The 12250-nt window shown below is 35.8% G+C and carries 14 protein-coding genes and 1 pseudogene; 1 reads left to right on the top strand and 14 read right to left on the bottom strand.

Annotated features, from left to right (window positions below; all coding sequences use genetic code 11):
- Window positions 1–91: 91 nt before the first annotated feature.
- Window positions 92–610 carry a hypothetical protein gene (locus H5J24_RS18195; protein WP_068939652.1) on the bottom strand — a complete coding sequence of 173 codons (519 nt, stop codon included), beginning with the start codon at window positions 608–610 and terminating at the stop codon, window positions 92–94.
- Window positions 611–944: 334 nt separating this feature from the next.
- On the opposite strand from H5J24_RS18195, the gene H5J24_RS18190 reads away from it, so the two are divergent.
- Window positions 945–3176: a reprolysin-like metallopeptidase gene (locus H5J24_RS18190; protein WP_068939651.1), complete on the top strand. Its 2232-nt coding sequence runs from the start codon at window positions 945–947 to the stop codon at window positions 3174–3176.
- Window positions 3177–3274: 98 nt separating this feature from the next.
- On the opposite strand, the gene H5J24_RS18185 is transcribed toward H5J24_RS18190, so the two are convergent.
- The 13 genes and pseudogenes from H5J24_RS18185 to H5J24_RS18135 form a co-directional block, all read right to left on the bottom strand.
- Window positions 3275–4834, bottom strand: a complete 1560-nt coding sequence (locus H5J24_RS18185; protein ID WP_068939650.1) for a sodium:solute symporter — start codon at window positions 4832–4834, stop codon at window positions 3275–3277.
- Window positions 4835–5284: 450 nt separating this feature from the next.
- The gene (locus H5J24_RS18180; RefSeq protein ID WP_002984420.1) at window positions 5285–5572 is read right to left on the bottom strand and encodes a GNAT family N-acetyltransferase; all 288 of its coding nucleotides are present in this window, start codon (window positions 5570–5572) and stop codon (window positions 5285–5287) included.
- Window positions 5573–5575: 3 nt separating this feature from the next.
- Window positions 5576–5971: an OsmC family protein gene (locus tag H5J24_RS18175; RefSeq protein ID WP_068939649.1), complete on the bottom strand. Its 396-nt coding sequence runs from the start codon at window positions 5969–5971 to the stop codon at window positions 5576–5578.
- Window positions 5971–6189 carry a (4Fe-4S)-binding protein gene (locus tag H5J24_RS18170; protein WP_068939648.1) on the bottom strand — a complete coding sequence of 73 codons (219 nt, stop codon included), beginning with the start codon at window positions 6187–6189 and terminating at the stop codon, window positions 5971–5973. The genes H5J24_RS18175 and H5J24_RS18170 overlap by 1 nt, the downstream gene beginning before the upstream one ends.
- A 1-nt stretch (window position 6190) precedes the next feature.
- Entirely contained in the window at window positions 6191–6769 is a 579-nt protein-coding gene (locus H5J24_RS18165; protein ID WP_068939646.1) for a TMEM175 family protein, read from the bottom strand.
- Window positions 6762–7301 carry an NADPH-dependent FMN reductase gene (locus H5J24_RS18160; RefSeq protein WP_068939644.1) on the bottom strand — a complete coding sequence of 180 codons (540 nt, stop codon included), beginning with the start codon at window positions 7299–7301 and terminating at the stop codon, window positions 6762–6764. The genes H5J24_RS18165 and H5J24_RS18160 overlap by 8 nt, the downstream gene beginning before the upstream one ends.
- Before the next feature lie 20 nt (window positions 7302–7321).
- On the bottom strand, window positions 7322–8221 hold the full coding sequence (locus H5J24_RS18155; protein ID WP_068939642.1) for a pirin family protein: 900 nt from the start codon (window positions 8219–8221) through the stop codon (window positions 7322–7324).
- Window positions 8222–8276: 55 nt separating this feature from the next.
- Window positions 8277–8588, bottom strand: a complete 312-nt coding sequence (locus H5J24_RS18150; RefSeq protein WP_068940123.1) for a GNAT family N-acetyltransferase — start codon at window positions 8586–8588, stop codon at window positions 8277–8279.
- Window positions 8589–8818: 230 nt separating this feature from the next.
- On the bottom strand, window positions 8819–9694 hold the full coding sequence (locus tag H5J24_RS18145) for a pirin family protein (protein ID WP_068939640.1): 876 nt from the start codon (window positions 9692–9694) through the stop codon (window positions 8819–8821).
- 125 nt (window positions 9695–9819) lie between these two features.
- Window positions 9820–10938 (bottom strand): annotated as a pseudogene (locus tag H5J24_RS18140) (MFS transporter); the annotation flags it as partial.
- Window positions 10838–11224, bottom strand: coding sequence for an MFS transporter (locus H5J24_RS25700; RefSeq protein WP_283250729.1), 387 nt, complete (start codon window positions 11222–11224; stop codon window positions 10838–10840). The gene H5J24_RS25700 and the pseudogene H5J24_RS18140, both read right to left, overlap by 101 nt.
- A 141-nt stretch (window positions 11225–11365) precedes the next feature.
- Entirely contained in the window at window positions 11366–11488 is a 123-nt protein-coding gene (locus H5J24_RS25695) for a hypothetical protein (RefSeq protein ID WP_283250728.1), read from the bottom strand.
- Window positions 11458–12207 (bottom strand): hypothetical protein, encoded by a 750-nt coding sequence (locus H5J24_RS18135; RefSeq protein ID WP_232815751.1) that lies wholly within the window; start codon window positions 12205–12207, stop codon window positions 11458–11460. Before H5J24_RS18135 ends, H5J24_RS25695 begins: the two co-directional genes overlap by 31 nt.
- Window positions 12208–12250 lie beyond the last annotated feature (43 nt).

Genomic DNA, 12250 nt, shown 5'->3' with positions numbered 1-12250 from the left:
CGCGAATTTACAATTTTTTACCGGCTTATGGAAATGCAAAAATCTGGATATGAAAACCCGGATTTCGTTTGATTTGAATATTTTCCTGCTTTTAACAGCCTTCGTTGATATAAACAGTAATTTCTGTAACAATATTATTGATAAATTTAAATGTTAACTGAGTTCCTGCATCATAGTCTTCAATATTAAAGTATCCTGCATCTTTAATACGCTTTCCATTATCATCTACCTCCGGACGAACACTAAATATCGGATAGTTCTTGTAAGCAGTAATCAGTTCATCTCTGGTACTTCCAACACCCATTCCGCTTTTGGTTTTAAACTTTTTACTGGTGGTTGTCATTCCTGCAATGGTAACAGCATCAGGTTTTGCTGCTCCGCCATAACCTTGAAAAACTTCAATATTAATAATTTCTCCATTGTATTTTACACTGTTCTTTTGTTGTCCATCAGAAATTTTGATTGTAGTACCTGCAATTTTTTCTGCTTCACTTTTTTCCATAAAGATTTTGTAAGGCCCGATTCTTAAAGTTGACACTTCAAAATTCTCCTGAGCTGCTACAGATCCGAAGGTTAATACAAAGATGAAAAGTGAAATAATTTTTTTCATAGTTTTAATACTGTTTTTTTATTTTAATTTTTACCTTCAAAGATATTGAAATAGATGTCTCTATAAGTGATAAGTACAGAATATTTGAGATAAAATGATGAGCTTTTTGTCATTGAGAATTGAAACAAAGTGCTCTTGTTGATATTTTTCATAATGTTTATTGTTTTTTAAGTATTTATTTTTCAAATCATTAGAATTTATATTGTTTTATGAATAAATAGAGAATAATTGTTTTTTTGTATATGTTTATTGTCTAGATTTATAATTATTTTTAATCAAATAATTTATTTTTTATCCTTTTAATGACTTATTTAAGAGTTAAACAACATAAACAATGAAAATTAAACAATTACTTTATTTAGGGATATTTATTATATCCATTTCTTGGGGGAAAGCCCAGGATTTTTTCACCAAAATTAGTGAAAGGTCTGTTGAGGCTAAACCAGATGACAGGTTGATACAACCAGAAAGATTTCTCACTTACAGATTGGATGTAGCCGGAATGAAAAGCTATTTCCAATCAGTTCCGGAATTGAGAGATAGCGATTTTAAAGATAAAGCTCCCATTATTATTTTGCCTATGCCGGATGGAACAAAAGCAAAATTCAAAATATGGAAATCTTCAGTAATGGCTCCTGAATTAGCAGATAAATTCCCTCAATTAATTACTTTTACAGGGCAAGGGGTTGATGATCAGTATGCTACTGTAAAATTAGATTTTACAGAATTGGGATTTCATGCTCAGATAAAATCTGTGGTGTCAGGAGATATGTATATTGATCCTTATGCAAAAAATGATGTGAATAATTATATCATCTACAAAAAAAACGATTTAATTAATAAGAACCCGATCGTTTGCGGTACTAAAGACGGGAAATCTCAAGCAGAAAAAAAAAACGGACAAAAAAGCGTTACCCCGGGCGTAGGAAATCAAATTAGAATTTTCCGCTTTGCAGTAGCTTGTACAGGTGAATATGCAAAAGCGGCAACCGGACAAGCTTCTCCTACCGTAGCCCAAACTCTGTCTGCTATTGTAACAACTGTAAACAGAGTAAACGGCGTTTATGAGCAGGAGGTGGCAGTAAGACTGGTATTGGTTCCTAATGAGACCAGCCTTATTTTTACAAATCCTGCTACGGATCCTTTTAATGGTAATGATGATTCAGATCTGTTAATTGAGGAAAGCCAGACCCAGATTAATACAATAATTGGAATTAATAGTTATGATATAGGGCATACTTTTAGCACAGGTGGCGGTGGATTGGCTTATTATGGTATATGTGATCCCGATTATAAAGGAAAAGGAATCACAGGGAGAGGTAACCCGGTTGGGGATCCTTATGATATTGATTACGTTGCTCATGAAGTAGGACATCAGTTTTGGGGACCGCATACTTTTAATGCAGTAACAGGAAGCTGTTCCGGCAACCGGGATGCTGATGCTGCCGTAGAACCGGGAAGCGGGATTACGATTATGGCATATGCCGGAATTTGCGGATCTCTGAATAATTTGGCTAACAACAGTATTCCTATTTTTCATACCAACTCATTTCAGTCGATCACTACAGCAGTAGCATCAGCTGAGTGTCCGGTGATAACTCCTGTCAGCAACACTGCTCCTACTGTGAATGCAGGAAGTGATTATACAATTCCTAAAGGAACACCATTTAAGCTTACAGGTTCTGCAACGGATGCTGAAAACAATTCGCTTACTTATTGCTGGGAACAAAATGATATCGGCCCTGAAGGAAATTGGAATGCTCCAACCGGAAATGCTGCTATATTCAGATCATTTATGCCGGTGACTGTTTCCTACAGATATTTTCCAAAACTGACAAGCATTCTCAACAATACGGTATCAAAAGGAGAAATTTTACCATCGTATGGAAGAACAATGGAGTTCAGACTTACTGTGAGAGATAATAATGCAGGTTGTGGAGGGGTAGCCAATGATGATGCAATCATTACGGTTGCTGGAAATTCTGGACCGTTTAAGGTAACTGCACCCAATACGGCGGTAACATGGAGTGCTAACTCTACGCAGACTATAACATGGGATGTAGCCAATACAACCGCTGCTCCGGTAAATTGTACCAATGTAAGTATTTTACTTTCAACGGATGGAGGTCTTACTTATCCAACTACTCTGGTTGCTTCCACTCCAAATGACGGATCCGAAGCTATCACTATTCCTGATGTAAATACAACAACGGCCAGAATTATGGTAGCAGGGGCAGGAAACGTATTTTTTAATATCAATCCTGTTAACTTTACAATCAATAAAAATGTATTGGCTGTAAATGAAATAACCGCAAATAAGGATGCATTTGTCATATATCCTAACCCAGGTAAAGGATTTTTGAATATTAAATTTCCAAATACAAATGAAGTTTACGATGTTACTATATATGATGTAAGTGGAAAACTAGTATTCAGTAAATTGAATAACACACCTGATCACAATAATCTAGGTACTTTTAATGTGGCTCAGCTTATAAAAGGAGATTATTTGATTAAAGTTAAAACAAAAACCTCTGAGAGAACCGTAAAATGGATTAAAGAATAAAGAATACGCAATTCACAAAAAAGGCTGTTTTCAACAAAAGAAAACAGCCTTTTTATTTTTATAAATATCCAAAATATTGGATGCTGAAGTTTTTAATTCTAAACAACTCTTAAATGCTGTTTATCCTTCACCAGCCATAGCCCAATGAAGGTCAGCAACCCATTAAGAACAATAAGCTCCACACCAATTCTGTAATCCGTGTAAGAAGTCACTGCAAAATTGATTAAATAAGTAATGATAGGTGCCAGAATGGTTACCATAAGAATTGAATACTTCCTGGATATTTTGAACTTGGTGAAGATCCCGAAAGCAAAAAGTCCTAATAGAGGGCCATACGTATATCCTGCAATCTCCATAATCAGGTAGACAATAGATTTATCGTTCAAAGCTTTGAATACCATGATAAGGATGAAAAATACGATAGTAAATGTTAAATGCACTTTCATACGAAGGCTTTTCTTCTCCTTTTCAGTTTTGGTTTTATCTTCGTTCAGGTTTAATAAATCTACACAATACGAACTTGTTACCGCAGTTAGAGCTCCATCTGCAGAAGGGAATAATGCAGAGATCAACCCGATAATAAAAATTACGGAAATCATCATTGGAAAGTATCCATTAAGAGATAAAGCAGGGAAAAGGTCATCGCCCATGATATTCTTAATGTTTCCTGCTGCATCTTTAAATCCGAAGATATTGCTCACAGGATCTGTACCTGTTGTTCCGTATTCTGCGCCGTGTTGTAAAGCAAAAAGATAAAGTAATCCTCCTAAAAATAAGAACGCAAGATTTACCAACAGAAGGGTTCCTGCGAAAGTTAACATGTTCTTCTTTGAATTTTTAAGGTTGTCTACAGAGATGTTTTTCTGCATCATTTCCTGATCCAGTCCGGTCATGGCAATCGTAATGAAGATTCCACCCAGAATGGTTTTAAGGAAAAATGTCTTGGAATTAGGATCAAAATTGATGAAATGGGTATAATTTTTCTGTCCTAATATAGTATAAGCTTCCCCAAAAGACAGGTTCAGATTGGATAGAATGTAAACAATACAAGCCACTAAGCTGATAATCATAAAAGAAGTCTGCAAAGTATCCGTAATCACAATCGTTTTTACTCCACCTTCAAAAGTATAGAGAAGAACCATCAGTAAAAGAACCATAGAAGTAACCCAAAAAGGAACACCTAATCCTTCAAGAAGAAAGATCTGCAATACATTTACAACCAGATATAATCTCGCTGTAGCTCCAATGGCTCTTGAGATAATAAAGAAGATAGATCCGATCTTATGGGCCTCCACATTGAATCTTTTTCCCAAATAGGTGTAAATGGAAGTAAGATTCATTTTATAATACAGAGGAAGCAGGATGGCTGCTACAATAAAATAACCAATGAAAAACCCGATGACCATCATGTAATATTCAAAACCTCCATAAATATATTCGGAGCCGGTCATTTTTCCAACGGTTCCCGGAACTGAAATAAAGGTAACCCCACTTAAGCTGGTTCCTATCATTCCGAATGCAACGAGCCACCATTTACTTTTTTTATTACCGATAAAGAAGGACTGGTTGTCAGAATTTCGGCTGGTAAAATAAGAGATCACCAAAAGACCGATAAAATAGATAAAGACAAACAGCAAAAGGACAGTTCCTGGATTCATGCTTAGATTTTAAATTTTAGCAAATATATAAAAAAGAACCATCGTGAATCGTGAATTTTGTTCAGAGGCAATTTTTATGTAATTACTCTTTGGAAGTAAGTTATGATCGTGATAAAACCTATGTTTTTCAGAAAGGCTTGAAGCTGGGAGCTGGAAGAAGGAAGTTATGAAGCTCATACAAGCAATTATTCTAATAATAACGAATGGCAGTTCGCTTCATCAAATAGATTGGAAATCGATTCCGTCTTTGCTTCCTTAAAATATAACAGTATGTTAATTAAATCTTTGCGTTTAATAAAAAACAGAATGTAATCCAGCCTTTGCTAAGTGAAACGCCCTTGCGAACGCTTTTTAGGAATTTAAATAAGGCCCTTGCGAACTCAGCGTTAAAACAAAAAAACCTTCCAGATCTTCTCTGAAAGGTTTGTATTGTAAGGGTGGAAACTGTGATTAATTCACTAAAACATCCTGCAATTCCTCACTCTTCTGGAAACTGGCTTTAGCAAAAGGACAAAGCGGAATGATTTTCTTTCCGTTTTTTCTTGCAAAATCTACAGCAGCCAAAAGCATTTCCTTACCTACTCCTTTCCCGTTGTAGGCTTCTTCCACCTCAGTGTGGTCAATAATAAATCTTTCTTCTCCTGCCCAGGTGTACGTCATCATTCCTGCGCGTCTTCCATCTATGAAAGCTTCAAAACTTCCGTGTTTTTCGTCGTTGTTTTGTTTTACTTCGATCATGTTTTATGAGAATTTAGTTAATATTTCTATATCGTTAGTTAATATTTTATGTACTGGGCATGCATCAGCAATGGTATGGAGTCTTTTCATTTGTTCATCATCCAAAATTCCTTCAAAAGTAATATCTCTTTTGAAGATTGCTTTTTTGGTGAGTGGGTAGTTTTCAAGTTCTACTTCCACATTGATGTTTTCTACGTCCCATTCTTTTCTTTCAATATACATTCTCAGAGTAGCTGCTGTACAGCTAGCCAAAGACGTAGCGAGGATTTCCATAGGATTGAAACCTTTATTTTGTCCGCCTTTATCTAAAGGTTCATCGGTAATAATTGTATTTTCACCTGCCGTTACTTCTGTATAATATTTTGTTTTTCCTAAACTTGCTTTTACCGTTACTGCCATTATTTTTCAGTATTGAATTTATAACTTAATGCTCCAGATGGGCATTGGTCTATCTGTTTTTTTAATTCTTCAGGGGTTGCATTTTGCGCTTTTATCCAAGGTCTGTCTTTTGGATTGTAGACTTTGGGAAGCATTTTTACACATACAGCCGAGTGGATACACTTCTGAGGCTGCCAAATGACAGTAATGTCGCCGTTAGGGTATTCGTGTGTTTCCATATTAATTGTCTTTTAATGATTTTTCGATTCTTCTGTCCGGAATCAGCCATATAAGAGCCACTATATAATAAAAACCTATGGCAATATAAGGATAAAAAAATGAAGTAGCGATTCCCAGAATATAAAAAATGATAGATATATTTTCCTTATATTTTGCGTGTATAGCTTCCTTCAGCTTTGAGTTTTCACCCTCACATCGGATAATAACATTCTCCAGAATGCTGTAGGCGATCGCACATAATACGAGGATAATACCGTAGGTTGCGACCGGATTTTCTGCAAAACCTGTATTGCCAATCCATTCAGTAGCAATAGGCATCATAGAAAGCCAGAATAATAAATGAAGGTTGGCCCAAAGAATACCTCCGTTTACCTTGTTTACAGCCTGAAACATATGATGGTGATTATTCCAGTAGATTCCAACATAAATGAAACTGAAGATATAGGCCAAGAATTTAGGGATAAGAGGTTTAAGGCTCGCCCAGTTGGCTCCTTCAGGTACTTTAAGCTCAAGAACCATGATGGTGATAATGATGGCCAGAACTCCATCACTGAAAGCTTCCAGTCTTCCTTTAGTCATTGTTTTTAATTAGGTTTTTAAAGTTTTCAATCTTTGCTTTCAGTTCATTCAGCATATCAGGATTAATAACTCCGCTTTCAAGATCAAAATTTTCATAGAACTTGGGCAGTGAAAAAGTATCCTTGATATCTGCAGCAAATTGAGGAAAGAATGTTTTAGCTGTATTCATTACATTTCCGCCGCCATATCCTCCAGGAGAAGTACTCATCAGAAGCATCGGTTTGTTTTGAAATACCTTCACATTGATCCTTGATGCCCAGTCGAAAACGTTTTTAAATGCAGCACTGTAAGATCGGTTATGTTCTGCAAGAGAACAGATAATCACATCACATTCTTCAATGACCTTTAAAAAATGATGCGCTTCATCCGGAAACCCTTTCTTTTCAAGATCTACAGAGAAAACAGGCATCGTAAAGTCATTTAGGTCAATCAGGTTGATTTCTTCGTTCTGAAAATCCTTTAAAACAAACTTTACCAATTCCTTGTTAATAGAAGTGGAAGAACTGCTTCCAGCAAATGCTAATATTTTCATGGTTTCTCTTTTTGCTGAGGTTATTTTCTATTTAAAATCGCTTTCGGAAGTGGAACATACTCTTGTTCATCACCCGGAACTAAAGGAAATGCATCATGATTCTGGTCATGCCAGTTCACTTTAGCCTGATCAATTACTTCTTTGTCAGAATTCACAAAGTTCCAGAAGATAAAACGTTCCTCATCGAAAGGCTCTCCACCAAAAAGATAGACCGTTCCGTTTTCGCTCATATCAAACTCACAAAGTTTGGTGTCCTTAGCGATCATCAGTTGTTTAGAACCATAAGAGTTTCCTTCTGTACTTACTGTTCCATCCAGAACATACATGGCCGCTTCTCCATACAGGTCTTTTCCAATGCTGATTTTTTTAGCTTCTTTGGTTTTGATCTCAATGAAAAATAATTTACTGTGTACCGGAACAGGAGATGTTTTTCCAAATGCCTCTCCGGCAATTAATTTATACTGAATACCATCTTCTTCCCAAACCGGAATTTCGTCCGCTTCAATATGGTGAAAAGTAGGTTCAGACTGTTCAAGATGTCTTGGCAGCCCTACCCAGATCTGAAATCCGTGAAGTCTTTTATCACTGTGTCTTAAATATTCAGGGGTTCTTTCAGAATGTACGACTCCTTTCCCGGCAGTCATCCAGTTAACAGCACCCGGTTTGATCTCAAGAGCACTTCCAATACTGTCTCTGTGGAAAATAGAGCCTTCCAGCAGGTAAGTTAACGTAGATAACCCGATATGGGGATGAGGGGGAACATCAAGGTTTTGATAATCCTTTAACTCCGAAGGTCCCATATGATCGATAAAAACAAAAGGGCCTACAGCTCTTTTTTCACGGAAAGGAAGGAGTCTTCCTACCAGAAAGTTCCCGATGTCTGCTGCTTTTTCTTCAATGATAAGTCCAATATTTGACATAATGATGTAATGCTTTTTTAATGTGTTAAATAAATGTTGACCAATTGATCAAGAATTACAATTTATCGTATCCGTCAAATTTTTCATCTACGATACGTTTCCACTCCGGATGCTTTTTAATAAAGGCAAAAACATACGGACAAAATGGAAGAAGCTTTTTACCACTTTCTTCAATATAATTTAATGTTTTCTCTACTACTGCCGCTGCTGCACCTGTTCCTGCTAGTTCCTGATCAGCTTCCGTGTGGATCAATGCAATCTGATGGCTTGTTTCGCGATAATCAATAAAGGCATAATGCCCATTGACTTCTATTTCAAATCTTTTTTCGGCTTTTACAAGAGGGATATTTTCGAATTCGGGTTTCATAATTTTCTGTATTAAACGTTGATAGGTGAAGTTGTAAGAGATTAACATCTTTTGCTTTTACGTGAAAAATCTTGTTAAGAAAACAAACCTTATAGGTTTCAAAAAACTATAAGGTTTATCTCCACACATTACTTAACATTAATCTTTCAAACTTCAACCTGATATAATGATATATAAAGTTAGTAAAAAAAGAACTGATTTAAGATTAAGAAAAATTTAATTCTAGATTCTTAATCTTCAAGATATCCGAATTTTCCGGTATTGAAATCCTCAAATGCCTGCATGATTTCCTCTCTGGTATTCATCACAAAAGGTCCATGAGGGAAAATAGGCTCATTAATAGGTTCTCCACTGATGATTAAAACAACAGAATCATCTTTAGCCTCAATATTGAAGCTTTCTCCTTCATTTTTAAATAATGCAAAATGATCTGCTTTAACAGCTTCTTCTCCATTGATGGTAATATTTCCTTCAATCACTAAAGCAGCGGTGTTGAAGTGGGCAGGAAAATGAAACTCTGCCTTACCTCCGGCTTTCAATTTGGCATTCATCATGTGAATAGGTGTGAAGGTGAATGCAGGACCCTTATTTCCGTTATATTCCCCGGCAATGACTTCTACATACCCATTCTCACCAAGATCCACTTTTTCCATTTTGGAATTTTCAATAGCCTGGTATTTAGGAGTACTCATTTTATCTTTTGCCGGAAGATTTACCCAAAGCTGAACCATTTGAAAGATTCCGCCTTCTTTGGCCCATTCTGTCTCGTGATATTCTTTGTGAAGAACACCTTTGGCAGCTGTCATCCACTGTACATCACCTTCTCCAATGATACCACCGCCTCCGGCACTGTCGTGATGTTCCACTTTACCATTATATGCTATAGTTACTGTTTCAAAACCTCTGTGTGGATGTACTCCTACACCTCTTGGTCTGTCTGAACCATTGAAATGAAATTTTGAATTATAATCAAGCATGATAAACGGGTCTATTCTTTTCATATCTAACCCATGTACACCTGGAATAAAATTATGAACTCTAAAACCGTCACCTACAAAGTGTGCAGGTCTTGGAGATACTACCATTTCTACTTTTTTAGTTGCCATAATATTGTTGATTTTATGTAAACAAAAATACCATACTTATAAGGCAGATGCATTGACCTGTGATAAGTTCGTATCGAAGTAAAAAAATAAATGGTTAAAAGGCTGATAAAGCAATAAACTCTTATCTAGTCCTCTTTGGATTTCATATTCTTTCCATCTGAAATGTGCAGTCTTCTAAACACAAAGCCTGATAAGATCGTTAAAATTCCTACCGTAAGAAAAGTATACCGGAAAGCATTATGAGTTTCACCCTGGATGAGGTCAGAGGTTTCAAATATTTTTAAAACAATCAATCCAAAGGCAATTCCGAAACCTATTGCGAGCTGTTGATTAACTGATATTAATGAGTTACCGCTGCTGGTCTGGAAATTCCTGAGATCTGCAATAGAAATAGTGTTCATAGAGGTGAACTGAATAGAGTTGAAAAAACCAAGAACTGCAATAATAGGGACAAACCAATATAATGAAGTATGAATATTTGGAATAGCCAGCATACAGATCAAGGTTCCGATAATAAAAGTATTGACCATTAAAGTTTGCCGGTAGCCATATTTATCCAGAATTTTAATAACCGATGATTTCCCGAATATAGCAGTTAACGCCATAGGAGCAATGATCCATCCGGAAGTTACGGCAGACTGTTTATAAGCAATCTGGATCATAAGTGGAAGTAATAACGGAACTGAGCTGATTCCGAGCCTTGTGGCTAGATTTCCTACAATTCCCACACGGAAGGTTCTAACCTGAAACAAGTTTAAAGGAAAAATAGGATGCCCTTCTTTTTTTGCATGTTTATAGTAATAATAGAGAAATAAGAAACCGAGGATAAATACAACGAGAACAGGTGTTATATTCTGCATATCTCCAAAAAGTTCCAGCGAAATGGAGAGCAGGAGAGAGGCTGCGGCAAAGATCAAAAATCCTTTAAAATCAAAATCTACATCATCAGACTTATAATCAGGCATGAATTTCAATCCTAAAATAATTCCCAAAAACCCAATTGGGATATTAATGAGGAATATCCAGTGCCATGACAGATAATCTACCATATAACCGCCTACCAGTGGTCCGAGGACAGGACCTATTAAAGCAGGAATAATGGCAAAGTTCATTGCTTTAAGCAGTTCATTCTTGTCAAAGGTTTTAATGAGTGCCAGCTTTCCGACCGGTGTCATCAAGCTTCCTCCAACTCCCTGAATAACCCTTGAGATAACAAGATGAGTAAGGTTTTGAGATAAAGAACAAAATAAAGATCCAAGACTGAATAATATTAATGAAAAAAATAAATACTTTTTTAGTCCCGAAACGATCTGCCAAAAAGCCACTTGCAGGCATAAATACAGCCAATGTCAATACATAACTGATGATGGCATTCTGCATATTCAGCGGGGATTCATGAAGATCCTTGGCAATGGATGGTAGGGAAGTATTCAGGATGGTTGAATCCAGCATCTGCATGAAAATAGCAGTGGCCAGGATCAGGGGAAGAATTTTCTTTATGGATGTCTTTTGAGGGCTTGTTTCTGTCATTTTGTATAGGCTGGAATGCTTCAAAAATTTCCAGGCTTATTTTATTTGAAGAAAATGCTTGCTTTAAGCAGTTCGATTCTTAGATAAAGAAATCCATATAAAATTAAAAAAGTCCTGTGAAATATCACAGGACTTTTTGATTTATTTTTTAGGCTTTTCTACTCCTTTCCATTCATCACCAGCTTTTCTGTACTGGCTCAAGGTAAAGTTTTTGAAATCCTTTGTTTTGTATTCTATATTATCGGCATTTTGTTCAAAAGGCATAATATAATAATATTCAATATCCGTTTTATCCGTCTTGTTTCCTTTTTTACAGTCGGAACATATTTTGAAAATTTATAGCTAGGAAGATATTGTCTCAATCTAGTATAGAATGACTTGTCATCTTTTTCACTTGGAATAATATCTACAATATTCAAATCATCTTTTTTCTTATCTACCCAAAGATAGTACGTCTTTTCTTCTCCTAGGTTTCTGTTGAAAGAGTTGAAAGCAAATAACTCCTTTGGAACCAGTTCTTTGATTTTTTCAGGATCTACTTTGGTATAAAATTGTCCTTTTGATGGATCTACATAGGTTTCAAGGTTGTACATCAGAACAGAGTTGTTCTCAAAATTCTTGTTTTTGAAATATTGATTTAAAGATAATTCTGCTGTAGCTCTAAGTTCTTTATCTCTTTTATCCAGCTTTTTGGTTGGATTCTGAGGGTTTACGTACTTTACAAACTCATATAAAACAACAGGTTTTATATCTTTTAAGTGAGGAAAGGTTTTAAGTTGCTCAGCTTTTACCAGCCAGTAAAACTGTTGGTAATAGTCATCCTTATCAGCATCTTTCACGCTTTTATAAGCTAAAGCAAGCTTTTTTGAGTTCAGATATTTGCCATATTTTCCCTGTCCAAAAGCAAAACTAATGGATAATAAGGCAAATAAAACAGTAAGGTTTCTTCTCATTTTTTTATAATTGATATTTTCGTTTTCCAAATATAATTATTTATTAGATATTATTTTTGATTGTCAGTTAAAT

Source organism: Chryseobacterium capnotolerans, from assembly GCF_021278965.1.
Lineage (GTDB): Bacteria > Bacteroidota > Bacteroidia > Flavobacteriales > Weeksellaceae > Chryseobacterium > Chryseobacterium capnotolerans.
Note: the sequence above shows the minus strand (reverse complement) of the source record. Positions and strands in the feature narration are given on the sequence as shown.